The following is a 22,779-nucleotide window of genomic DNA, read 5'->3' as shown; positions in this document are numbered from 1 at the left end:
CCCCCTTCGTCAGGGAGAAGTCCTGCAACACTGCGTTAAATTTTTACGAATATCTTGCGCTTGTAGAGCCACCAGACCGGCAGGTAACACAGCAGCAGAAATGCCACTATCCAGAGTGCGGCGCTGGAAAACCTATCCAGCCCGGCCTGCTGTGCAAACTGCAGATAAGCTTCATGCACAGAAAGCCCGCCCAGCGGCACTTCCAGCAGTTTTTCCAGTGCCACATGCAGCACATAAGCCACGATGGCATTGGCACCGAAGATCAGCGGCACCCGGGTGCCGTAGTGATAACCGCGCACGTCGGTGTACCAAATCAGCAGCCCCAGTACCATGCTGGCCATGCCGCTGGTCACCAGGACAAAGGAGCTGCTCCAGATTTGTTTGATCAGCGGGAAGGACAAACTCCAGAGCAAGCCCAGCAAAAAGCTGGCAAAGCCCAGCACAAAGAGCGCCATCACCAGTTGTGGCAAGTCCTGCTTATAACGCAGCACCAGCCGGCCCATGACTACGCCAAACAAGCCACTGGCTACCGCTGGCCAGGTGCTGAGAATGCCTTCCGGGTCCCAGCTGCCGCGCCACAACATGCCCGGCAGATAAGCACTGTCAAACCAGTTGATCAGGTTCGCCCCCCGCTCCAGTTGCCCGGCCGGTAAGCCAGGCGCCGGTACCCATAAAATCAGCAGCCAGTAACTCAGCAAAATGGCCGCCATGATCTGTACCAGCCGCTTGCTGCTGCAATGCAGTGCCAAAAAGGAACAGCTCATATAGACAATGGCGATACGCTGCAGCACCCCCAGCAGCCGGACGTCACTGAACTTCAGGTACATCAGGTTCACCACCAGCCCAAGAACAAACATGATCAGGGTGCGGCGCAGCACCTTGATCCGTAAGGCCGATAACTCAGCACTGCTGCGCTCTGCAGGCCGAAAGCCAATCGCAATGGCCACGCCGACAATAATCAGGAAAAACGGGAAGATAAAATCAGCAAAGGTAATGCCATCCCAATAGGCATGGGAAAACTCACCATAAGTGTTGGGGCTGTTGACCATAATCATCAGAATAATGGTCAGGCCCCTGAATAAATCTAACGCCAATAAACGTGGGTTCTGCATAGTACTATCCTGGCCGCACCTGAGCTGCGGCCGAAAAAAGGTTTACAAGTTAGACGGAGCCGCCTTGCTGTCACTGATCAGCTGCTGGATTTGTTGCACGGCGGTATAAGGGTCGGCCGGTGCAGCCAAAGGCGCGGCCAGCGGCTGCTCCAGCCAGGCCTGTTCAAAGGCCAGCAGTTTCTGTTCCACTTTGGCTTCGTCCAGCACTTTGCCTTGTATGGCAGCCTGCTTCAGTTCGTCCAGCATCAGCTCCCAGCGCGGCAGGTAATACTGGGCGTACAGGCCATGCCAGGCTTTGGAGGCATAGTCTTTTAGCTTGTTGCCGCCCCAGCGGCTGACCTGCAATCTGGCGTTGCGTTCGTACAGGGCCGCATCGGCTTCATTGTCCGCATAAGCTCTGGCGTCGGCTACCCAGCTGAACAGGCTTTCCTGCTGCCCTGCCATTAAGGCATCGGTCGCCAGCATCAGCTGCTTCGCTTGCTGGCGGCGTAAGTCAGCTTCCGCCACTTTGTGTTGCTGATAGGCCAGCATGCTGTGTTGCAGCAGCATGTCGATATGCTGTGACGCGGCATGGCGGGCAAAATCCACCAGGTCGTAACTCAACAAGGTCGAACGTTCTGTTGCAGGTAATGCTGCTAATTCACGCACAGCCTGATCCAACAGCGCCAGATTGCCCGGTGCACCTGTGTAGCGCAGGTACTCCAGAGACGGGCGTTTGGCCAGCAGATAAGCACCAGCCGAACCTTCCCACCAGCGTGGCTCCCAGTATTTGGTACTGAATACCGCTTTGTAGACTTTGTTCCAGGCCGACAATAAAGCCGGGCTGGTCTGGCCGTAGCGGGCTTTAAGGTAGTGTTCCAGCCAGCTCAGTGTCACCCCGGCCTGCCCTTGCCAGGCCAGATCGAACATAAATTCGTAAGCCACCGAGTTGCTGTGAATGCCTTCAGGGAACACGCCATAACCGGTCAGATTGCCTTTGTCGGGATGCTGCATGGCCACCAAGACTTTATCCCGGTAGTAATCCAGATCGGCATAGACAGGGTTGCTGCCACCATAATTGTGGATAAACCCAAAGACCCATTGTTTGTTGTAAAAACCTTTGGCTTTTTGCCAGACGTCAAAGCGGTCATTGCCAATGTCATGGATCATCAGTTTTTGATCCGGCACCCGGCTTAAAAAGGCTTCAATGGATGCAAGATCCCAAAAGTGCTGGTCGGAACCAAACATCCAGCCCTGCATCACCCACACCGCGTCTGGTGCCGCCTGCGCCAATGATTGATACAAAGCTTCGCCGTAACCGGCCAGATCCTGATAGCGGTGCTGCTCTGACACAGGCGGCAACATCTCGTTAAAGGCGTCCATCAGGTAGTACTGCTGGGTGCCGTATTCGGCGTTATAGAGTTCGATAAAACGTTTGGCAACTTTGGCAAACAAGGGGTCCGCTGGGTCCAGCCAGTAGGTTTCATGGGCGAAGCCAGACCATTTCGGCATGGCTGAAATGTTGGCCTGTGGAAACAGCGTTTTAAACTCTTTTGGCACATAACCGGAAAAGGCTGGCACCACAGGCTTCATGCCATAGTCGCTCATGCGTTTGAGAATTTGCTTTTGCAATACCCGCTTTTTCTGAATGTAACTGTCGGGCAATGGCCCTTCATGGCCTTCAATATTGCCCATGCGCTGCCAGGGCGTAAAAGCTGGCCCAGAAAAATAACGGGCAAGTTCCGTATCAGCCACCCCAAATTCACGCCACAACTGTTGCCAGATGTATTCCTGGCCTTCCATCGCGACCGGATTGTTCACACCATGCAGAGCCATCCAGTCCAACTCCTGCTGCCAGCGGTCCCAACCCCACCAAGGGCTGGAATAGCCATAAGCACAGACATTCAGATAGGCGCGCTGCGCAAACAATGAGGTAACCCGCTGTGTTGGATAGTCAGCAAACTGGGCAGGCCACGCCACTCTGTTACCTTCCCAGCTGACCGACAAAGCACCGGTTTGCCGCAGGTATTGGTAAGTGCCGTAACTCAGTGCCGTCAGCGCATTGGCGCTGACATAAAGCTGGCCGTCTCTAGCCTCCAGCTGATACCAGTCGGGTTCACCATCCTGCACCAATTGAAGGTGCAGATTGGCCGGCGGATTGCCTGTGATGCGCTCAAGCAATTCCAGCACTGGTGTTACCCCGCTCAGCTGCGCAGCGGCTGCAACGGGTTCGCTGCTTTTTACTTCTGGTGCTGGCTGGCAGGCACTTAACAGCCCTGACACCACACAAGCTGCCACCAGAGCCCGCGAAAACTTAGGTAGATACATCAGAAAATCCTGTTGGTTCAGTTGAACAGATCAGCCCGGTTCAGCACCGGGCTGATCCTGCCGGTTACAGATTAAAACTCACGCCCAGGTAATAGCTGCGGCCAATCACACTGGTGGTTTGCCAGGCGCGGGTCAGCTCCTCCCGGTAGGCTTCTTCATCTTTGCCATTCAGGTTCAGTGCACCAAAGTTAACAGCCCACTGTTCATCAATGTTCCAGCCTAACAGCAGATCCACCTGGTTACGACCGGCCACAGTGCGGCCTTCACGGGCAAAGAAGGCATCACTGCTTTCCTGCACATAAGGACTACGGTGGTTTAGCGCGACCCGGGCGCTGAAACTGTCATTTTCCCAATAGGCCGTGATGTTCCAGGTTTGCTCTGACGAGTTGGTCAGCGTAAAACCTTCACTTTCATCCACCAGAATGCGGGTGTAGTTCGAGCTTAAACCAAAACCAGGCACCGGCAACCAGGCACTCAGGCTTTGGTTCCAGCCCACTTCATAGCCTTTGACCGTCAGCTCTGAGCTGTCGTTATAAATGGCGGTGATGTCGTAGATATTGCCTGTGCTGTCTACACACTCAGAGCCGGACATCGACAAAGCGGTGCCGTTGTAGGAATCCGGACAGACCAGCTCACTGACAGTGCCATTTTTGATGTCTTTCTGGAACAGGTTGACGGTCAGTGAATCCCCTTCGCTGTAATACCATTCCCAGCCAAAATCCAGCTGGTTGGCCGTCAGCGCTTTCAGTTCAGGCTGCCCGAGATTCACAGTGTACGTGCGGCTGCCAACGGAGTTGGATGCTGAAGTTTCGGACGGCGCCAACTGAGTGTTGGAGGTCAGGATAGGACGCACCAGCACTTTGGCAGCGGCCAGACGTAATTGCATCTCATCATTTAATTCCAGCACCAGGTTGGCGCTTGGTAAGAAGTTGCTGTAGTCATAGCTTTGTGTCAGCTCACCGATGGCCAGCTTAATTTCTTCGTTGTCCGGGTGGGTGTCGCCGGTCAGGTAGGTATTGACGTCGCGGTCGGTTTGCTCATAACGGCCACCAAAATTACCACGCAGCGGCATGCCGGCAAGTTCAGTTTCAAAGTCAGCCATCAGATAAGCCGCCATAATTTCGCGGTCCATCGAGTAACTGGACTGAGCGGCAAACAAGGTAGGCACAGTCACCCCCTCAGCGGCCAGCGCGTCACGGTAGGCCTGAATATTCGGTGCAATCCAGCTGTGTTGTATACCCATTTTGTTGTCGAGGAAATCTGTCACCAGATAACCTGTTGCCGCCATCGAAGGCAAGTCAGCCGGGTCCGCATCCCCAATGGTGGCACGGTCGGTACGGAACACTTCGCGGGCCAGTGTTTCTTTACGGTACTTCACCCCTGTGGTCAGACGGGTAAACCAGCCCCAGTCCAGACCACGGGTGGCGTCAAACTGGGCAGCAGTTTCATCCGATTCCATCAGACGGGTGGCACCATTCGGGTATTCATTGCGGGGCATCACAGCCGGGTACAGCGCCGGATCGGCCAGGTTATCTGCAATGTCAAACAGCACATTGGACGGGTTGGAAATATCCAGAGTGGCCTGTGAAATCACAGTGGCCAGAATAGCCGCTTCTTCATTGTGGGTGGCATCACCTGAGGTGTAATGCAGCACCGAGCTGAAAGTCCAGTCTTCCCAGTCATAGTCCATTTCCAGCGTGTAAGCGTCAGAGGTCGCGTCTTTCTCTTCCAGCTGGCGGTTATTTTCTGTGGTGAAGTTATTAATTTGAATTTGGTTGTACAGGCCGTTTTCTGCCGCCCCCAACCGGGTGATCTGGTTGGCGTTAAACAGGAACACCTGTTGATTCAGATCTTGCCTGGTGTCGTCCCCCGCATAGACAGCAGTCAGCTTGGCTTCAAACGCACTGCTCGGACGCCACTGCACAGTTCCGTTAAACAACTCACGATCCGTTTCACGATCAATACGGCGGTAACGCGGACGGCGCGGAGTGACATCCCCGGTGGCTGAATCAACAAACCAACGATCCATCCAGAAGTTGTCCACTCTGTCATCCAGTTCCTGGTAGCCCAGATTCAACAGCACGCCGACAGTGCCGTCGGCAAACTGGTCAATGTAAGTCGCATTGGCTTTGGGGGTAACATCCTCGGTCGGAGAAAACTCGGAGTACTGACCTTTGGCAGACACCAGCACTTTGCGGTCGCTGAAAGACAAAGGTGAAGCGGTATCAATATTGATGGTGCCGGATAACCCCCCCGCATCCATATTGGCCGATGGCGATTTGATCACTTCGATGGTGGACGCCAGTTCAGTCTGAATAATGTCAAAGCGGAAACCGCTGGTAAAATCAGCGCTGGCCATACTCTGGCCATTTAACGTGGTGCGCGCATACTGCGAACCCAGACCACGGACACTGATGGTTGAACCGCGGCCATTGACGTTAGAAATCTGCACACCAGGAATACGCTGGATGGCTTCGGCGATATTTTCACTGGGGAACTTACCAATATCTTCTGTGGTGATGGCGTCTGTGACTTTGGTGTCCTGACGTTTGATATCTGCTGCCGCAGCAAGACTGCCACGGAAACTCACCTGTATCACTTCAATATCTTCATCCTCAGTGGCTTTTGCTTGTTGCGCCTGAGTCAAAGCCGGCACCAGTAATGTTGCCATCAGTGATGCGAGAATAGTTTTTTTGCCTACTGTGTATTGATTCAACCTGCTCATAACCTGTGCTCTCTGCGTTGCCAAACGTTGTTTTTGTGATCGCCTCTCCTTCGATCCGGAGCGTTTTGATCGGTGATTTATTCATCACTCTGAGTTCAAGTTATCAGCAACCTGTCAACGTTGTCAATAAAAATACTGACAACGTTGACAGTTAATTTAACCATATAAATTTCAATTACTTAGTTAATTTTTCCACAGAGTCACGGACAACAAGCTGCAAATGAAAGCCACAATGAGGAGGCTGTTCCTCGGGCTCGAGCATCAGTGCAATCAGCATGGCAGCTGCTTTTGCAGCCATGTCAGCATTGGGTTGATGCACTGTGGTGAGCTTGGGCCAGGTCTGGCGGGAGAAGGGGCTGTTTTCAAAACCAACGATGGAAAGATCAGCCGGTACCGCCAGTTGTTTCATCCGGGCAGCGAACAAAGCACCGGCGGCAATTTCGTCATTACAACCAAACAAAGCAGTGGCAGGTTCAGGTAATGCCAGCAACTGTTCCGTCATAGCGACACCGGAATCAAAGGTAAAATCACCGCTGATCACCAGCTCGGGGCAAAGCGGAATACCTGCCTTATCTAAGGCCGTGCAGTAACCGCGGTAGCGGCCGACCGAGGACCGGTGGTCAGCGCGGTAACCAAGAAAAGCGATACGGCTGTGGCCCTGAGCCAACAAATACTCAGTCATGGCGCGGCCAGCCGCTTCGTCATCCACATAAATGGTTGGGCAAAGTTCATCCGGCGGCGCGGCACCTGACACAATGCGTACCACTTTAGCCTGTTGGGCCAGCAGCTGTTGCACCAGTTCGCTGTTTTCCGAAAGCGGCGGAGTCAGGATGACCCCCCCCACCTGATTACTGCCAATCATGGTGCTGAGCTCCTGACGCACTAAATCAGACCCTGAGTCCGTCGGATGGATCACCAGCTCAAAGCCTTTACGGCGACACTCGGATAAAATGCCGTTTTGCATTTCAATCACATAGTGGCTGTTGGGGTTGTCATAAACAAAAGCGAGCGAAAAAGGCGCGGTACGCATTAGCCGGGCGGTGCGGTTAGGCTGATAGTTCAGCGTCTCGATCACAGCCTGAACTTTGGCTTTGATTTCATCACTGACCCAGGCTTCGTTATTCACCACCCTGGACACAGTTTTGAAGGACACGCCGGCCAGGCGTGCCACATCTTTGATGGTAGGTTTTTTAGCGGTCATAGCTTCCATTCTGCTGTGCAGATGTCACTGAACACCAACCGATCAGGATACTGCTTGAACACTCTTAACAGTAAGAGACTTACCGACTTTATACCCTCAATGCTTCACTGTCCAAGCCTGTTTACCCCCATGATTTCATAAGAGCTGCATTTCACCGGGCTAGCTGCGCAAGCCTCTGCCAGTGCTGATCAGGTACATTGCAAAACCAAAAAAGGCACCAATAAACAGCAGGATCACGCCAAACGCCAAGCCCAGATGCACATCACTGACCCCCAGAAAACCATAACGGAAGGCATTCACCATATACACAATAGGGTTGATTTGTGACACCCCTTGCCAGAATGGTGGCAGCAGACTTAAGGAATAAAATACCCCACCCAGGTAAGTCAGCGGCGTCAGCACAAAGGTCGGAATAATACTGATGTCATCAAAGGTTTTGGCATAGACCGCATTAATCAGCCCGGCCAGGGAGAACAGCATGGCCGTCAGTACCACGGTTGAAACCAGCACCAGCGCATGGTGCACCTGAATATCGACAAAAAACAGCGACAGCAGGGTGACAATGACACCGACCAGCAAACCTCGGGCGACCCCTCCCCCCATGTAACCCAGGACTATGATGTAGTTGGGCACAGGCGCCACCAGCAGCTCTTCGACATTGCGCTGAAACTTGGCGCTGAAAAACGACGAAGCGACGTTCGAATAGGAGTTGGTGATCACCGCCATCATAATCAGGCCTGGCACTATAAATTCCATATAACTGAAGCCACCCATATCACCAATTCTGGACCCGACCAGAGCACCAAAAATAACAAAATACAGCGTCATGGTGATGGCGGGCGGCACCAGGGTTTGCACCCAAATCCGCATAAATCTGTTGGTTTCTTTGTACAGAATACTTTGTAAGGCAATACGGTACTTCATGTGTTGGCTCCCCGCCCTTGTTCCACCAGGCTGACAAATAACTCTTCCAGCCGGTTGGCTTTATTGCGCATCGACAGCACGGTAATGCCCTGTGCTGTTAACGCACTGAACACTGCGTTCAGGCCTTGCGCCTTTTCCACATCCACTTCAATGCTGTGGTCGTCCAACTGACGCCATTGGTACTGATCCAGCTGAGGCGCAGGGCCACCGACGGCAAAATCCAGTACAAAAGTTTCTTTGGTCAGTTTGCCCAACAAGGCTTTGATACTGGTGTTTTCCACAATTTCGCCTTTGTCGATAATGGCAATATTGCGGCACAAAGATTCGGCTTCTTCCAGGTAGTGGGTGGTCAGGATAATAGTCACCCCTTGCTGGTTAATCTCTTTCAGAAATTCCCACATCGAGCGGCGCAGCTCGATATCCACCCCAGCGGTCGGTTCATCCAGGATCAGCAGCCTGGGTTCGTGCATCAGCGCACGGGCTATCATCAGGCGGCGTTTCATACCGCCTGACAGTTCACGGGAACGGGCATGGCGCTTCTCCCATAAACCGAGTTGCCCCAGATATTTCTCAGCCCGTACCAGCGCCAGGTCGCGTGACACCCCATAATAACCAGCCTGGTTCAGCACAATTTGCAGCACTGTTTCAAACTGATTAAAGTTAAATTCCTGCGGCACCAGGCCCAGCTGGCTTTTGGCATCTTCCAGCTGCGTATCCAGGTCGTAGTCAAACACCTGCACTGAGCCACTGCTTTTGTTCACCAGGGAACTGATAATGCCAATGGTGGTACTTTTACCGGCTCCATTGGGGCCCAGCAACGCGAAAAAGTCGCCCTGTTTTACATCCAGATCAATGCCTTTCAGCGCAATTGTGCCACTTTTGTACTGTTTCTTCAGACTGCGAATACGTAACGCCAGCGTCATTTTGTTTCTCCATAACCCCAGCGTGGGATTAACTGTTGGGCCAGCCCCAGATGATCCAGAATACGGGCCACCATAAAATCTTCGATATCCTGCAGCGTTTTTGGCTGATGGTAAAAACCAGGCGCCGCTGGCATCACCACAGCGCCGGCTTTACTCAGGCTCAGCAGGTTTTCCAGATGAATGGTACTCAGTGGTGTTTCGCGCGGCACCAGAATCAGCTGGCCCCGTTCTTTCAGCACCACATCCGCCGCACGTTCAATCAGGTTGTCACTCAAGCCATGGGCAATAGCCGCTGCAGTGCCGGTAGAGCAAGGGCAAATCACCATCTGTTTAGGCGCAGCAGAGCCGGATGCGCAAGGTGAAAACCAGTCGTCTTTGCCATACACCGCCAACAGTTCAGCCGGCGCCGCAAACTGCTGCAGAATAAAATCGCGGCAGGCTTCAGGACCGCCCGGCAACTTGATGTTCTGTTCGGTGGCAAACACCACCCGGGCGGCGCTTGAGATCAGCAAATGCACTTTGACGCCCTGCGCCAGCAGGTTTTGTAACAGGCTCCAGCCATAGCCGGCCCCCGAAGCGCCGGTAAAAGCCAGCGTCATTTCTTTGGTCATTATGAATGTTCCAGTGCATCCAGCAGCTTTTGGTGAATGCCACCAAAACCGCCGTTACTCATCACCAGTATATGGTCACCGGCAGAGGCTTTTTCAACCAACGCAGCCACTAATAATTCAATGGATTGAAATACATAAGCGCGGCCAGGCATTTGCGCGGCCACGTCAGCCATCGACCAGCCGGAATTGGCCGGCTCAAACAAATACACGTCGTCGGCCAGTTGCAGTGAATCCGGCAAGGCGGCTTTATGCACACCCAGCCGCATGGTGTTAGAACGCGGCTCCAGCACGGCCAGAATGCGCGCTTTCCCCACATTAGCGCGCAGGCCTTGCAGGGTGGTGGCAATGGCCGTTGGATGGTGGGCAAAATCGTCATACACCGCCACCTGCCGCTTCACGCCTTTCAGTTCCAGCCGGCGTTTGGGTGCGACAAACTGCTGCATGGCATCCAGCGCCACAGCCACAGGGACACCGGCATGACGGGCGGCCGCAATCGCCATCACCGCATTTTCCACATTGTGCTGGCCTAATAAAGACCAGTGCAGTTCGCCCTGCCGCTCGCCCTGATAACAAAGCGCAAAAGCTGAGCCATCGGCTTTCAGCAACTGCACAGTCCAGTCCTGACCATAACGCTGCTGCTCACTCCAGCAGCCCAGCGCCAAAGTTTGATCCACAGCCTCAACATGAGCCGGGCTTAACACCAGACCTGTTGAAGGCACCATGCGCAATAAATGATGGAACTGGCGCTGAATAGCGGCGAGATCCGGGAAAATATCGGCATGGTCATATTCAAGATTATTGATCACCAGAGTACGGGGCCGGTAATGCACAAATTTGGAACGTTTATCAAAAAATGCGGTGTCATATTCGTCGGCTTCAATGACAAAAAACGGCGAGTCCCCCAAGCGGGCGGACACATCAAAATTTTGCGGAATACCGCCAATCAGAAAGCCGGGGGTCAGGCCGGCATACTCCAGGATCCAGGCCAGCATGCTGCTGGTGGTGGTTTTACCATGAGTGCCGGACACGGCCAGCACCCAGCGTTGATGCAGCACTTCTTCAGCCAGCCACTGTGGGCCTGAGCTGTAGGGAATGTTCCGGTCCAGTACATACTCCACAGCCGGATTACCGCGAGACATCGCATTGCCGATAATGACTAAATCCGGCGCGGGCTCCAGCTGAGCCGGGTCATACCCCTGTGTCAGTTCAATGCCCAGTTGCTCCAGCTGGGTGCTCATTGGCGGGTACACATTAGCGTCCGACCCCGTGACTTTGTGACCCAGACTTTTGGCAATAGCGGCTATTCCGCCCATAAAAGTGCCACAAATCCCCAAAATATGAATATGCATACGATCCATCCTCACTACAGCGTTACGGCATTCTATACCCAAACGAAGCGAAGATGCAGATAGCAGCCCGCTGAACTATGACTGACATAAATAAAACCATGGCTTGACTGCAAATTGCGCTGAACTTGATTAAACTAGCAACCGTCAGTCCCACACCTACCCTACACAAAAACGGGGCTACTTATCTAACCTCTGACTAAATAAAGGATTTTTTATGCGTCGTTTGGCTCCGGTACTGCGTCAGGATGGCGCTGATGCAGACCTTATCAGCTTAATCAAAACCATTCTGGCTGCCTGTAAAGAAATTTCATTCCGGGTGGGACAGGGCGCCCTGTCCGGTGTTTTAGGCTCGACACTGGATGAAAATATTCAGGGCGAAACGCAGAAGAAACTCGATGTGCTGGCCAATGAACTGCTCAAAGACATGATTCTGGAAACCGGTCTGGTGATGGCGATTTCATCTGAAGAAGAAGAAAGCACAGTCGCAGGCAACCCAAATGGCCAGTTTCTGGTCACCTTTGACCCGCTGGATGGTTCGTCCAATACCGACATCAACAGCCTGATTGGCACCATTTTTTCTATTTTGCCAGCGCCCAAAAACGCTGACCCGGCCGACCCGGCCATTTTCCTGCAACCGGGCACAGCGCAAATTGCAGCCGGTTATGTACTGTATGGCCCTTCCACCATGCTGGCACTGACCACAGGTAAAGGGACCCGTCTTTATACACTGGATAAAACCTATGGCGGATTTTTGCTGACGCAGGAAGAAGTGGCTATTCCGGGTGTGACGGCCGAGTTTGCCGTTAATATGTCGAACCAGCGTCACTGGGAAGCACCGATGCAAGCCTATATCAATGATTTGTTGTTGGGTAAAGCAGGGCCTCGCGGCAAAAACTACAATATGCGCTGGATTGCCGCCATGGTCGGTGATGTGCACCGTATTTTATGCCGCGGTGGTATTTTCGCCTACCCACGTGATTTAAAAGACCCGAATAAACCAGACAAGCTGCGCCTGATGTACGAAGCCAACCCCATGAGTATGCTGGTGGAACAGGCCGGCGGTGCCAGCAGCACAGGCTACCAGCGTATTATGGAAATTCAGCCGGTGGATATTCATCAGCGGGTGGCGGTGATCCTGGGCTCCCGTCACGAAGTCGACAGTTGTCTGAATTACCATAAAGCCTGATACAGCAAAACGTAGCCATTTTTACGGCCGTCGTTATAATAGGCGGCAAAATTCAGTGAAGAGGATTAGACCATGAGCTTAAGCCAGGTGGCTGCAGGTAAAAATCTGCCAGACGAAATCAACGTTATTATTGAAATCCCGGCCAATGCCGACCCGATCAAATACGAAGTGGACAAAGACACCGGCACCGTTTGGGTGGACCGTTTTATGGCCACCCCCATGTTTTATCCATGCAACTACGGTTTCGTCAATCAGACGCTGTCGTTAGACGGAGACCCGGTGGACGTGCTGGTGCCAACCCCCTACCCTCTGGTGCCGGGCGCGGTGATCAAATGCCGTCCTGTGGCCGTGCTGAAAATGGCGGACGAATCAGGTGAAGATGCCAAAGTACTGGCGGTGCCAGTCAGCAAACTGACCAAAATTTACGACCACATTCAGGACATTGGCGATGTGCCAGAACTGTTGAAAAACCAAATCCAGCACTTCTTCGAGCGTTACAAAGAGCTGGAGCCGAGCAAGTGGGTAAAAGTGATTGGCTGGGGCGACAAAGCGGAAGCCAAAGCGGAAATTGTCAGTTCTTTTGAACGGGCTCAGCAGAAGTAACAAACTGCTTCATCTAAAAAAACGGCACCTGCAGGTGCCGTTTTTTATTGGCGGAAAAAAAATTTCCGCCTAACGGGCAAAACGGATAAAAAAGCGGTGACAGATCTGTTATGTTCACCACTCGCCTGAAGCTCGGTGAACCAGCCAAAGGCACAGTGACAATAACAACAACAGATACTGCCAATGCAGTCAGGGTAGCATTTTATGGGTTTGTTCAGTTCTGCGCTTACGCGTTGCCTTCTCCTTCCTTTTTTTGTCGGTCTCGCTGCTGTGCTGACTTTAGTGCTGACAGGCACTGAGTTATCCGCCTGGTGGACGCTGGGTCTGGTCTTGCTGCTCTGTGCTCAGTGGCTGTGGCAACTGCTGTTGCTGAGTCCCTTTGCCGCAGCCCAGCAGCAACAGCAGGACTGGTTAGTGGCTGCACTGCGCCAGGACAGCAGCACGCTTCAATCGCTGACTGAAACCGGACCATTGGGCCGGCAACATGCTTTACTGAACCAATGGTGGCAGCAGCATCAGGCTGCGCAACAGCGGGTTCAGCTGCAGCAACAGCAACTGCACCAGTTATGCCACGAGCTGCAGCAATTGTCCCAACACGACAAGCACCAACAACAGCACCAGCAGCAAGCCGTGCAACAAACCCGTCAGATGATTGAATCCATGAACCAAAGTGTGCTGGATGAGGTGCAAAGTGCCAATCTGGCAGCGGAAGCGGCCAATCATTCCAACCAGGTAGCGCATCAGGGACAGAAAATTGTCGAAGCCACGGTAGCCAATATTGGCCAGTTGGCCGACTACCTGACTCAGGCGTCCTCCACTATTAGTCAGCTGGAACAGGACACCCATCAGGTCGGTGCTGTGCTGGAAGTGATCCGCGGCATTGCCGAACAAACCAATTTGCTGGCACTGAACGCCGCAATAGAAGCCGCCCGTGCCGGCGAACAAGGCCGTGGTTTTGCCGTGGTGGCCGACGAAGTCAGAACCCTGGCGTCCCGTACTCAACAATCCACCCAACAAATTCAGCAGACAATAGAACAGTTGCAAAACGCCGCGAAAGGGGCTGTGCTGAAAATGCAGCTGAGCAGTGAGCAGGCCAATGCCAGTGTGCAAAGCGCCCATCAGGCTGGGGATGCGCTGAAAGACATCACCGACAGCATAGGCCAGATTTGTGCGATGAATCAGGAAATTGCTACCGCCACTGATGAGCAGCAGCATTTAACCAAAGCGATGGTGGGGTATATTCGCACCATCGATGACGCCATGCTGCAATCTGCAGAGCGTCAGCAGCAATTGCAAAAAACACTGCAGACTCTGGTGGGTTAAACGGAAAGCCGGTCAGGTTGGCCTTTGTCCGCCATACAAAGAATCCAGCAGGCCTATCAAGGCCTGCGCTTCATGGCTGTGCAAGCGGTAGTAAACGGTTTGAGCGTCCCTGCGGGTTTTCACCAGTTTCTGCCGACGCAGCACAGCCAGATGCTGCGACAAAGCCGACTGGCTCAGCCCCAACTTTTCATTCATCTCTGTGACCGATAATTCGTTTTCCAACAAATAACACAGGATCACTAAACGTCTTTCGTTAGCAACGGCTTTTAACAGCCGCGCTGCCTGCGCGGAGTTGGTCAGCATCTGTTCTAAATTCATCTGTGCCATAACATCTCAAAAACAGAGACAGCATTATGCCGCGAAGCCAAATAACCAAACAATATGAGGTGTTCTCGTTTGTCGCGTATTCAGGCCCTTTGGGCTTAGCCAGGCAAAGAGAGGCGGCTTGCTTTCAATACAGGCTGAACCACCTGGTGAATTCGCTCTGAGGCAAAAGGTTTGACAATAAAAGCACCGGCACCACCTGCAACGGCATCTTTGAGGTTTTCCACTGAGGAATAAGCAGAACAGATAAACACCTGGCAATCTGGCTGCTGTTGCTTCAGCTGACGTAACAACTGACGGCCATTCACGTCAGGCAGTTGAATATCCAGAAACACCATATGAGGCTTGTGCTGGTTAAACAGCAGGCTGCCCTGGTAACCGTCGGCCGCTTCATAGACAGGACCAACGCCCAGATGCTTCAGAATTTGGCATAAGTAACTGCGAACTGCCGCAGTGTCATCGATGATCAGGGCCGAACACCAAGAGGAAGTCATTGTTTGTCCTTAAATCTTTTGGCCGCATCACCTTGCTGTTAGTCGAAACAGCACTGCAGCGGTTGAACATCCCGTGTTAGAGTCGGGTTAATTTAACAACTACACCATGGAATGAAAAGATGAAAATTCGCTCACTGCTGTTCGGCCTGAGCCTTAGCGCAATTTTTCCCGTGTTTGCAGCCACAACAGTTTTAAATCAAGATCTGGCGTATCAGTTAGTCGAATCGCTGACCACTGAAATCGGTCCTCGTATAGCGGGAAGCGAAGCCGACCGCCGGGCCGCGGACTGGGCTGTGCGTCATTTTAAAGCCTTGGGTTATGACAAGGTCTGGACAGAGGCATTTGAGATGCCGGGCTGGACCCGCGGCCAGGCCAGCCTGGAAGTCGTCAGTCCTTTTCCTCAGCCGTTGGTTCTGACCTCTTTAGGCGGTTCCATTGGCACTCCGGCGCATGGCATTAGCGCGGAAGTCGTGATGTTTGACAGTATCGAAGCGTTGCAGCAAGCAAACAAAAGCCAGGTGCAAGGTAAAATTGTCTTTATTAACAAGCCGATGCTGAAAGATAAATCCGGTTCTTTTTATGGCCAGGTGGTCGCAGCACGGGCACGTGGTGCGGTTGAAGCCGCCAAACTGGGCGCCCAGGCTATCCTTATCCGCTCCGTGGGCACCAGCAACAACAGATTCGCCCATACAGGCACCATGAAATATGATCCGGCTGTGCCAGCTATTCCTGCCGTGGCGGTGTCCGTTCCGGATGCACAAAATCTGGCCCGAATGCTGACCAAGACAGACAAGCTGGTGCTGAAACTGCAGATGAACAATCAGCTGGAGCAGGCCAAAAGTCAGAATGTGATTGCTGAAATCACTGGCTCTGAACGGCCAGAGGAAATCGTGCTGATTGGAGCGCACCTGGATTCCTGGGATCAGGGCACCGGCGCCCTGGATGACGGTGCTGGTGTGGGTCTGGTGATGGCGACGGCTGCGTTGCTGAAGCAACAGCAACGACCCAAACGCACGGTCCGGGTTGTGCTGTATGGCAATGAAGAAGGTGGTTTGTTGGGTGCCCGTGCTTATGCAGAGCAACACCAGCAGGAACTGGCGAAGCATGTGGTGGCTGCAGAATCAGACTTCGGCGCAGGGAGAATCTGGCAGCTGCAAAGCCGCTTTGGTGAAAAGGCCCTGCCTTTTGCCAAGAGCCTGCAGCAAAAAATGGCCCATCTGGGAATTGAGTTAGGAGGCAATGACACCCATGGCGGGCCGGATGTATCCGTACTGGTTCCGGCTGGTGTGCCTGTGATTGGCCTGATGCAGGACGGCACCGACTATTTCGATTATCACCATACGCCCAACGACACGCTGGACAAAATTGACCCGCAGGCACTGAAACAAAACTTGCAAGCCTGGTTGCTGATGACCGACACTGTAGCGAATAGTACGGTTGATTTACGCAAATAATGGCAAAAGAACTGAAAAAAACCTCCTTACTTTCGGAGGCTGAAAAGCAGAAGTTACTGAAAAAAGGCCAGGCAAAAAAACCTGTTGCCGCAGCATCTGCGGCACCAGTGCGCAGTGGCTATGTGGGCTCGGCGTCCGCCCCTGCCCGTGCTGAAGCTGTCACAGAACCTGAAGTCAAACCCAGTAAAGCCAAATACTGGCTGGGTCTGGCCGTTCTGCTGCTGGTCGCTGTGGTGATTTGTCCAAAACCTCAGCTGGTGCATTACCAAACGGCAGGCATGACCACCTCCAGTGTCTATATGCCAGGCTGGTTTGGTGGCGAAGGGCGTATTCTGGACACCAAGCAAAGGGCTGTATTATCAGAACAGGAACAAAGTCTGTATTTGTGTTTTTCCGAACAAAAAACCGAGCAATGCATCAAATATCAGGTGAAACAACAACAGGGCCCGGTGGCAGCGCTGCTCTACCTCAGTCGTCAGTAAATGCCTTTGGTGCGGCAGCTCAGCCTGCTGCACCAAAACTGCAAACCAAATACCAGAGCAACCACTGCCGGCAGGGACCAGAATCCATTCGGCCCCTGCCCTAACAGCACCAGACCACTCAGCATTAACACAAAAGGGTAAAATTCATACCACCAGAAAGGCCAGCCTGTTTTGGTCTGAAAACGCAATGCATATGAATTCCTGCGTTTTTCCGTGCGGATCACCCAGGTCCAGGCACCTGTGGTAAACAGCAGCATGGCTGGCAACAAAGTAAAAAATGACTGGCTGCATAAGGTTGTCACACCTCCGCTGGCCAGATACAAATAAGGCAAAGCCTCATACAATTTATCGGGTAACATAATCGCCTCCTTGCGACAGTGACCTGTTAAGCGTAGTTCATATTAACAATTTATTATCTTTTAACTGCCTGACCGCAGTACCAGAGCAGGTGGAGAGTGCAGCAATGCAAGACGAAGATCTGGAATTATTCCTACAGGAAATGGCTGGCGTCAAACGGCTGAAAGCCGATGCTTTAGCCGACCCAAATGGGGAACATCAGCCCAGTCTGGCACAATTGGCCAGGCGGCAGGCGGCCGAACAGGAAATGGAATACGATCCCAATTACCTGAGTATGGAATACGTCGATTTGGTCAAACCTGATGAAGTGCTGGCCTATAAAAAAGATGGTGTACAGGAAGGGGTTTACCGTAATCTCCGGCTGGGTAAATACCAGCTGGAGGCTACTCAGATGTTATTGGGCAAAGGTTTGGTGGAAGCCAGGGCGGCACTTTTTCAGTTTGTGCATGAATGCCATCAGCGCGGAATTCGGACCCTGTTGGTGCACCACGGTATGGGTAAAGAAAGCAAACCGCACCCAGCTATATTAAAAAGCTATTGTTTCAAATGGTTGCAGCAAATACCTGAAGTTTTGGCCTGCCATACTGCACAAAAACAGCACGGAGGTTATGCCGCCACTTATATCCTGCTGCAGAAAAACGCCGATCAGAAGCGGGAAAACCGCGAACGTCACCAAAAACGTTAATTTATTCAGATTGCTGCACCTGAACCTGGTCAGCAGGTGTAGCTTCTGCTTTGGTTAAAAACGCTGACAATGCCATTAACCCCACCAAAATGGCGATTGCAGTAAAGCCAAAACCCCGACTGGACGCTTTACGCATACTGAAAACCTCAGTTAAAAATATGTAATTCTTCTTGATTTTTCGGAATTGTGAACAGTCCGAAGTCCAGTGTAGACAAGTTATTGTTTAGTTACAAGATTTACATTGAATTACATCATTTTTCTGTGGTTCGGCTGTTTCCCTTCGTCAAAGGCCGGTATTTTTCTCTGATAAACGCTGTTGAAGAGCTGCAATAGCTTCACGGGCAGCGGGTTGCTGAATACTGTAAAACTGCTGCTGAAACTCAAATTCCACCGCTTGGGCATGCTGATGGCAATGTTGCAGTTCACGCATCGATTGTTTGGTCTGGCGAAGCAGCTCAGCGGGGACTATCGCCAGCTCAGCAGTCATTTCCAGCGCCCGTGGCCACAACTGCTCGGCGGCCATCACTTCTTTAACCAAACCATATTGCCAGGCTCGCTCAGCACTCAGGCGTTCATTGCAAAACAGCATCGCCATCGCCTGTTGCCAGCCAATCAGTTGTGGCAATAACCAGCCATGGCCTCCGCCCGGATGCAACGCCAGCTGGAAAAACCGGCTTTCAAACCAGGCATCTTTGCTGGCGAGCCGAATGTCGCACACCATCGCCAGATTCATACCGGCCCCAACCGCAGGGCCATTGACCAGAGCTATAGTCAGTAGCGGCGAATCGGCCACAGCGGTAAACGCCTGATACAACTGTTTCAGTTCAGAGCCATCGCCATCTGCAGCATGCTGCAGCACAGACAGATCGGCCCCGGCGCAAAAAGCTTGTTCAGACCCCTGCACACACAACACTTTAATTTCTGGTTCAAAAGCCAGTTGTTTCACTGCGGCCGCTATTTCCATTGCGGATGGCGGTGTCAGCAAATTACGTTTCTGACCGGATGTCAGACTTAACAGCGCCACATGCTGGTGGCGGGACAGTTCAAAAGCAGCCATCAGTAGCCCCTGATTTTATCCACAAGATGCACTAAAGGTAGCCCATTTAAGGTCCGGTGATAGTTTTCAGCAATTTGTGCCACAGCTGTATCCACATTCGTCACCGCTGAACAATGCGGAGTGACCAGCACAGCAGGATGAGACCAATATGGATCTGTCGCTGGTAAAGGTTCCTGCCGAAATACGTCCAGGCAGGCTGCTTCCAGCTGACCAGTCTCCAGTGCCCGGAGTAAAGCTTCATCATCCAGCACGGCACCTCTGGCCACATTGACCAGAATAGCGCCAGCTTTGCACAGCGCCAGTCGGTCAGCGTTCAGGAAGTTCTCTGTGTCTGCTGTCAGAGGTAACAGGCAAATCACCAGATCAGCGTCAGCCACAGCTTTTGCATACCCTTGTTCAGTGGCGTAACAAGCCACCCCTGCCAACTGCTTTTGTGACCTGGCCCAGCCGGACACCTGATAGCCCAGCGAAGCGAAGTGGCAGGCGGCGGCAGCGCCGAGCTCGCCCAGCCCCAGCACCGCAATATGCCGGATCGGCCGCGGGCTTTTCGGCTTCCACTGCTGTTGCTGCTGTTGACGCCCAAACAGGTCCAGCCGGTTCTGATAATAGCCCAGCACCGACTGCAGATACCCCAGCATCGATTGAGTCAGATGCGGGTCGACAATACGGCTCAGTGGCAGGTCTGGTAGCGTCGGATCCGACAGAATGGTATCCACACCAGCCCCAAAAGACTGCAGGCTTTTCAGCTGAGTCAATGCCGCCAGCGACCCTGCAGGCTGCTTCCATACCACTGCCATCTGCACCTGCTGCGGCGCACTGTAATCCGGCCACTGCTGAATCAGTACCCCTGGCAACAAAACCTGCAGTTTATCGACCAGGGTTCCCAGTTTACGGTCGGGGATCACCAATGCTAACGACATCTCATCACCAAAAGTTCAACTACCTGTCACACAGATGACATCCAAAAAAACCATTCTAGCTCAGGCACCTCGCCCCAAACCAGCACTGAAAGGGAGACGTCGCATGTTGCTCTGCAGAACCATCTTTTTATCCGACATTCATTTAGGAAACAAAGACTGCCAGGCACGTTACCTGCTGCATTTTCTGGAAAACAGCAAAGCACAAACCATTTATTTGCTTGGCGACATCATCGACTTGTGGGCGATGCGCCGTCAGGTCTGCTGGACACCGGAACAGAATCTGGTGATTAAAACCTTGTTGGCGAAGGCTGAACAAGGCTGTGAGCTGATTTATATTCCGGGCAACCATGACGAAGAATTCCGCCACTGGGCTGGCCGCGAATTTGGCGAAATGAAAATTCAGCTGCGTGGTTGTCATACCACTGCCCTGGGTAAAAAACTGCTGCTGCTCCACGGCGACGAATTTGATAAAGAAGTGAACTTTGGTCGCTTTCATGCCTGGCTGGGGGATCACCTCTATGATTTTCTGCTGTTTTTAAACCGCTGGAGCAACAGAGCCCGCCGCGCAATGGGTGGCCGTTATTTCAGTCTGGCTGCATTTATCAAGAGCAAAGTGCCTGGTGCCCGCGACGCCATTGCCCGTTACCGCAATGCCGCTGTCAATAAGGCCAAACGCAGTGGTTTTGACGGTGTGGTTTGTGGCCATATCCATCACCCTGAAATCTCCTTGCAGGACGGCCTGATCTATTGCAATGACGGCGACTGGATTGACAGCTGCACAGCCTTGGTGGAAGAGCTGGATGGCAGTCTGGCGATTTACCACTGGACGGAGCAGAGCCATACCATAGCGGCTTTGCCACTGGCGGAAATCAAAGCCGAAACTGCCGCTCAGCAAGCAGCCTGACAAGGTTAAAATTTCCTCAAATTGCCATACTGCTGACGCTTTTTTGTCATACAAACCCTCTAGCTTGTCTGGAAAGAACAGAGAGTCTGGTTGAGGAAAACCTATGATTAGCGTTGAGCAAATGATCCAACAACATATGCCGGGGTTGCAGCAAAAACCCTGGTTGCAAACCCCGGTCAGAGGTGCATTACGGCACTTGTTGCATGAGCAGGAGTTTGTCGAATTTGCCCGGCGTTATCCGCACCTGCAAGGCATCGAGTTCGTCGAGCAGGTGCTGGATTATTTCCAGTTTGCTTATCAGGTGCGTGACAATGAAGTTGAGCGCATTCCCAGTACCGGCAAAGTGGTGATCATCGCCAACCACCCTATAGGTTCTCTTGATGGCCTGGCCTTAATTAAGCTGGTCAGCGACATCCGCCCGGACGTCAAAGTTATTGCCAACCAATTGCTGATGGCGATAGACCCGCTGCATTCGTTATTACTGCCGGTGAACAATATGTCTGGTGGCACCGAACGCAGCCGCATTGACCGCATCAGTGACCATCTGCAGCAGGAAGGTGCCTTAATTCTGTTTCCTGCCGGTGAAGTCTCCCGCCTCAAGCCAAACGGCATTCGTGATAATAAATGGCATGGCGGTTTTTTGCGTTTTGCGATGGCCGCTAAAGCGCCAATCCTGCCCATTTACATCGACGGTCGCAATTCAGCGCTGTTTTATGGCGCGTCCATGCTGTACAAGCCGCTGGCCACCATGCTGCTGGTGCAGGAGATGTTTAAGCAAAAACGCAAAAACATCGGTATGCGTATTGGTGAGCTGATCCCTTACGACAGTATTGCGCAGTTACCACTGGAAACCGCCGCCAAGGTCAAACTCTTTAAAAAACACTTGTACCGGCTGGCCAAGGACAAAGAGCCTTTATTTAAAACACAAAAAGCCATCGCCCATCCGGAAGACCGGATCCTGCTGAAAAAAGCCGTGGAAGCCTGCCCTTTGTTAGGTGAAACCAGCGACGGCAAACAAATTTATCTGTATCAGTACCAGCAAAGCTCCCCTGTGCTGCGTGAAATTGGCCGGCTGCGGGAAGTGGCGTTCCGCGCTGTTGGTGAAGGCACAGGGCAACGCCGCGATATCGATTTGTACGACAGTTACTATGAGCAATTGATCCTGTGGGACAAAGATGATCTGGAAATTGTTGGCGCTTACCGTTTTGCCAATACCGCCAACGTGATGGCAGAAAAAGGCTTAGCCGGCTTATACACAGCGTCGCTGTTTCGTTTCAGCGAGCGTATGACCCCCTACCTGGCCCAAGGGCTGGAACTTGGCCGTAGCTTTGTGCAGCCGCGTTACTGGGGCAAACGCAGTCTGGAATACCTGTGGTACGGCATCGGGGCTTACCTGAAACAAAACCCGGACATTCGTTATCTGTTTGGCGGTGTCAGCTTGTCCAACAGCTACCCCAAGGCGGCACGGGATTTGATGGTGTACTTTTACAGCCTGTATTTCCACTGCACCGAACAAAGCGCCGCCCCGAACCTGCCTTATGAGCTGCCGCCTGAAACTCTGACCCAGTTGCAGCAGCACTTTACTGGTGACAACTACACTCAGGATTTTGTTCAGCTGAAACACCTGCTGGCCAATATGGGCGTGAGTATTCCGACTTTGTACAAACAATACAGTGAGCTGACCGAACCTGGTGGGGTGAAGTTTCTGGCTTTTGGTGTGGACCCGGACTTTGCCGATTGTGTTGATGGCCTGGTGCTGGTTGATATGAACCAGTTAAAAGCCAATAAAAAGGCACGTTATATGCCTGCTTAAACCACTGGCTGCAAAGGGTTTTACT

22 protein-coding genes are annotated in these 22,779 nt (G+C 52.6%); 8 read left to right on the top strand and 14 right to left on the bottom strand.

From position 1 onward, the window contains the following. Positions 1-35: 35 nt before the first annotated feature. The 8 genes from WKJ04_RS03215 to mpl all read right to left on the bottom strand — a co-directional run bounded on the left by WKJ04_RS03215 (position 36) and on the right by mpl (position 11,152). Positions 36-1,112: a hypothetical protein gene (locus WKJ04_RS03215; RefSeq protein WP_337879092.1), complete on the bottom strand. Its 1,077-nt coding sequence runs from the start codon at positions 1,110-1,112 to the stop codon at positions 36-38. A gap of 42 nt (positions 1,113-1,154) precedes the next feature. Further along, positions 1,155-3,419, bottom strand: a complete 2,265-nt coding sequence (locus WKJ04_RS03210; RefSeq protein ID WP_337879091.1) for an alpha-N-acetylglucosaminidase TIM-barrel domain-containing protein — start codon at positions 3,417-3,419, stop codon at positions 1,155-1,157. Between the two features lie 64 nt (positions 3,420-3,483). Then, positions 3,484-6,144, bottom strand: coding sequence for a TonB-dependent receptor (locus WKJ04_RS03205; RefSeq protein WP_337879090.1), 2,661 nt, complete (start codon positions 6,142-6,144; stop codon positions 3,484-3,486). Positions 6,145-6,319: 175 nt separating this feature from the next. Beyond that, positions 6,320-7,345, bottom strand: coding sequence for a LacI family DNA-binding transcriptional regulator (locus tag WKJ04_RS03200; protein ID WP_337879089.1), 1,026 nt, complete (start codon positions 7,343-7,345; stop codon positions 6,320-6,322). A gap of 159 nt (positions 7,346-7,504) precedes the next feature. Further along, positions 7,505-8,269 (bottom strand): ABC transporter permease, encoded by a 765-nt coding sequence (locus tag WKJ04_RS03195; protein ID WP_337879088.1) that lies wholly within the window; start codon positions 8,267-8,269, stop codon positions 7,505-7,507. Next, complete coding sequence (locus WKJ04_RS03190) at positions 8,266-9,192, bottom strand: ABC transporter ATP-binding protein (RefSeq protein WP_337879087.1); 927 nt, start codon at positions 9,190-9,192, stop codon at positions 8,266-8,268. The genes WKJ04_RS03195 and WKJ04_RS03190 overlap by 4 nt, the downstream gene beginning before the upstream one ends. Next, positions 9,189-9,803, bottom strand: a complete 615-nt coding sequence (locus WKJ04_RS03185) for a flavin prenyltransferase UbiX (RefSeq protein WP_337879086.1) — start codon at positions 9,801-9,803, stop codon at positions 9,189-9,191. The genes WKJ04_RS03190 and WKJ04_RS03185 overlap by 4 nt, the downstream gene beginning before the upstream one ends. Further along, on the bottom strand, positions 9,803-11,152 hold the full coding sequence (mpl, locus tag WKJ04_RS03180) for a UDP-N-acetylmuramate:L-alanyl-gamma-D-glutamyl-meso-diaminopimelate ligase (RefSeq protein WP_337879085.1): 1,350 nt from the start codon (positions 11,150-11,152) through the stop codon (positions 9,803-9,805). The genes WKJ04_RS03185 and mpl overlap by 1 nt, the downstream gene beginning before the upstream one ends. A 214-nt stretch (positions 11,153-11,366) precedes the next feature. Between mpl and WKJ04_RS03175 the strand changes: the two genes are divergently transcribed. From WKJ04_RS03175 to WKJ04_RS03165, 3 genes are all read left to right on the top strand, one after another. Then, the gene (locus tag WKJ04_RS03175; RefSeq protein ID WP_337879084.1) at positions 11,367-12,338 is read left to right on the top strand and encodes a class 1 fructose-bisphosphatase; all 972 of its coding nucleotides are present in this window, start codon (positions 11,367-11,369) and stop codon (positions 12,336-12,338) included. 72 nt (positions 12,339-12,410) lie between these two features. Then, complete coding sequence (ppa, locus tag WKJ04_RS03170) at positions 12,411-12,941, top strand: inorganic diphosphatase (RefSeq protein WP_337879083.1); 531 nt, start codon at positions 12,411-12,413, stop codon at positions 12,939-12,941. A 270-nt stretch (positions 12,942-13,211) separates the two neighbouring features. Beyond that, positions 13,212-14,264, top strand: a complete 1,053-nt coding sequence (locus WKJ04_RS03165; RefSeq protein WP_337879082.1) for a methyl-accepting chemotaxis protein — start codon at positions 13,212-13,214, stop codon at positions 14,262-14,264. Positions 14,265-14,276: 12 nt separating this feature from the next. On the opposite strand, the gene WKJ04_RS03160 is transcribed toward WKJ04_RS03165, so the two are convergent. Together WKJ04_RS03160 and WKJ04_RS03155 are read right to left on the bottom strand one after the other, a co-directional pair. Beyond that, positions 14,277-14,591 (bottom strand): metalloregulator ArsR/SmtB family transcription factor, encoded by a 315-nt coding sequence (locus WKJ04_RS03160; protein WP_337879081.1) that lies wholly within the window; start codon positions 14,589-14,591, stop codon positions 14,277-14,279. A 95-nt stretch (positions 14,592-14,686) separates the two neighbouring features. Continuing rightward, positions 14,687-15,082 carry a response regulator gene (locus tag WKJ04_RS03155; protein WP_337879080.1) on the bottom strand — a complete coding sequence of 132 codons (396 nt, stop codon included), beginning with the start codon at positions 15,080-15,082 and terminating at the stop codon, positions 14,687-14,689. Between the two features lie 119 nt (positions 15,083-15,201). On the opposite strand from WKJ04_RS03155, the gene WKJ04_RS03150 reads away from it, so the two are divergent. Beyond that, complete coding sequence (locus tag WKJ04_RS03150) at positions 15,202-16,536, top strand: M20/M25/M40 family metallo-hydrolase (protein WP_337879079.1); 1,335 nt, start codon at positions 15,202-15,204, stop codon at positions 16,534-16,536. After that, entirely contained in the window at positions 16,536-17,018 is a 483-nt protein-coding gene (locus tag WKJ04_RS03145; protein ID WP_337879078.1) for a hypothetical protein, read from the top strand. Before WKJ04_RS03150 ends, WKJ04_RS03145 begins: the two co-directional genes overlap by 1 nt. On the opposite strand, the gene WKJ04_RS03140 is transcribed toward WKJ04_RS03145, so the two are convergent. After that, positions 17,012-17,377, bottom strand: coding sequence for a hypothetical protein (locus tag WKJ04_RS03140; RefSeq protein ID WP_337879077.1), 366 nt, complete (start codon positions 17,375-17,377; stop codon positions 17,012-17,014). The two genes, WKJ04_RS03145 and WKJ04_RS03140, sit on opposite strands and share 7 nt — an antisense overlap. Before the next feature lie 104 nt (positions 17,378-17,481). Between WKJ04_RS03140 and smrA the strand changes: the two genes are divergently transcribed. Continuing rightward, positions 17,482-18,060, top strand: a complete 579-nt coding sequence (gene smrA, locus WKJ04_RS03135) for a DNA endonuclease SmrA (protein WP_337879076.1) — start codon at positions 17,482-17,484, stop codon at positions 18,058-18,060. Between the two features lies 1 nt (position 18,061). On the opposite strand, the gene WKJ04_RS03130 is transcribed toward smrA, so the two are convergent. The 3 genes from WKJ04_RS03130 to WKJ04_RS03120 all read right to left on the bottom strand — a co-directional run bounded on the left by WKJ04_RS03130 (position 18,062) and on the right by WKJ04_RS03120 (position 20,037). Beyond that, on the bottom strand, positions 18,062-18,196 hold the full coding sequence (locus tag WKJ04_RS03130; protein WP_337843000.1) for a hypothetical protein: 135 nt from the start codon (positions 18,194-18,196) through the stop codon (positions 18,062-18,064). A 147-nt stretch (positions 18,197-18,343) separates the two neighbouring features. Next, positions 18,344-19,117, bottom strand: a complete 774-nt coding sequence (locus tag WKJ04_RS03125; protein WP_337879075.1) for an enoyl-CoA hydratase-related protein — start codon at positions 19,115-19,117, stop codon at positions 18,344-18,346. Next, positions 19,117-20,037: a glyoxylate/hydroxypyruvate reductase A gene (locus tag WKJ04_RS03120; protein ID WP_337879074.1), complete on the bottom strand. Its 921-nt coding sequence runs from the start codon at positions 20,035-20,037 to the stop codon at positions 19,117-19,119. The genes WKJ04_RS03125 and WKJ04_RS03120 overlap by 1 nt, the downstream gene beginning before the upstream one ends. Before the next feature lie 103 nt (positions 20,038-20,140). Between WKJ04_RS03120 and WKJ04_RS03115 the strand changes: the two genes are divergently transcribed. Both WKJ04_RS03115 and WKJ04_RS03110 read left to right on the top strand, forming a co-directional pair. Next, on the top strand, positions 20,141-20,941 hold the full coding sequence (locus WKJ04_RS03115; RefSeq protein ID WP_337842997.1) for a UDP-2,3-diacylglucosamine diphosphatase: 801 nt from the start codon (positions 20,141-20,143) through the stop codon (positions 20,939-20,941). A 103-nt stretch (positions 20,942-21,044) separates the two neighbouring features. Beyond that, positions 21,045-22,754 carry a lysophospholipid acyltransferase family protein gene (locus tag WKJ04_RS03110; protein WP_337879073.1) on the top strand — a complete coding sequence of 570 codons (1,710 nt, stop codon included), beginning with the start codon at positions 21,045-21,047 and terminating at the stop codon, positions 22,752-22,754. The last annotated feature ends 25 nt before the right edge of the window (positions 22,755-22,779 follow it).

Origin of the sequence: Rheinheimera sp. (assembly GCF_037442345.1) — a bacterium.
Classification (GTDB): domain Bacteria; phylum Pseudomonadota; class Gammaproteobacteria; order Enterobacterales; family Alteromonadaceae; genus Pararheinheimera.
Note: the sequence above shows the minus strand (reverse complement) of the source record. Positions and strands in the feature narration are given on the sequence as shown.

Coding starts and splice junctions, on each gene's coding strand:
- WKJ04_RS03215 (WP_337879092.1), bottom strand. CDS start 1,112: ATGCAGAACCCACGTTTATTGGCGTTAGATTTATTCAGGGGCCTGACC.
- WKJ04_RS03210 (WP_337879091.1), bottom strand. CDS start 3,419: ATGTATCTACCTAAGTTTTCGCGGGCTCTGGTGGCAGCTTGTGTGGTG.
- WKJ04_RS03205 (WP_337879090.1), bottom strand. CDS start 6,144: ATGAGCAGGTTGAATCAATACACAGTAGGCAAAAAAACTATTCTCGCA.
- WKJ04_RS03200 (WP_337879089.1), bottom strand. CDS start 7,345: ATGACCGCTAAAAAACCTACCATCAAAGATGTGGCACGCCTGGCCGGC.
- WKJ04_RS03195 (WP_337879088.1), bottom strand. CDS start 8,269: ATGAAGTACCGTATTGCCTTACAAAGTATTCTGTACAAAGAAACCAAC.
- WKJ04_RS03190 (WP_337879087.1), bottom strand. CDS start 9,192: ATGACGCTGGCGTTACGTATTCGCAGTCTGAAGAAACAGTACAAAAGT.
- WKJ04_RS03185 (WP_337879086.1), bottom strand. CDS start 9,803: ATGACCAAAGAAATGACGCTGGCTTTTACCGGCGCTTCGGGGGCCGGC.
- mpl (WP_337879085.1), bottom strand. CDS start 11,152: ATGCATATTCATATTTTGGGGATTTGTGGCACTTTTATGGGCGGAATA.
- WKJ04_RS03175 (WP_337879084.1), top strand. CDS start 11,367: ATGCGTCGTTTGGCTCCGGTACTGCGTCAGGATGGCGCTGATGCAGAC.
- ppa (WP_337879083.1), top strand. CDS start 12,411: ATGAGCTTAAGCCAGGTGGCTGCAGGTAAAAATCTGCCAGACGAAATC.
- WKJ04_RS03160 (WP_337879081.1), bottom strand. CDS start 14,591: ATGGCACAGATGAATTTAGAACAGATGCTGACCAACTCCGCGCAGGCA.
- WKJ04_RS03155 (WP_337879080.1), bottom strand. CDS start 15,082: ATGACTTCCTCTTGGTGTTCGGCCCTGATCATCGATGACACTGCGGCA.
- WKJ04_RS03150 (WP_337879079.1), top strand. CDS start 15,202: ATGAAAATTCGCTCACTGCTGTTCGGCCTGAGCCTTAGCGCAATTTTT.
- WKJ04_RS03145 (WP_337879078.1), top strand. CDS start 16,536: ATGGCAAAAGAACTGAAAAAAACCTCCTTACTTTCGGAGGCTGAAAAG.
- WKJ04_RS03140 (WP_337879077.1), bottom strand. CDS start 17,377: ATGTTACCCGATAAATTGTATGAGGCTTTGCCTTATTTGTATCTGGCC.
- smrA (WP_337879076.1), top strand. CDS start 17,482: ATGCAAGACGAAGATCTGGAATTATTCCTACAGGAAATGGCTGGCGTC.
- WKJ04_RS03130 (WP_337843000.1), bottom strand. CDS start 18,196: ATGCGTAAAGCGTCCAGTCGGGGTTTTGGCTTTACTGCAATCGCCATT.
- WKJ04_RS03125 (WP_337879075.1), bottom strand. CDS start 19,117: ATGGCTGCTTTTGAACTGTCCCGCCACCAGCATGTGGCGCTGTTAAGT.
- WKJ04_RS03120 (WP_337879074.1), bottom strand. CDS start 20,037: ATGTCGTTAGCATTGGTGATCCCCGACCGTAAACTGGGAACCCTGGTC.
- WKJ04_RS03115 (WP_337842997.1), top strand. CDS start 20,141: ATGTTGCTCTGCAGAACCATCTTTTTATCCGACATTCATTTAGGAAAC.
- WKJ04_RS03110 (WP_337879073.1), top strand. CDS start 21,045: ATGATTAGCGTTGAGCAAATGATCCAACAACATATGCCGGGGTTGCAG.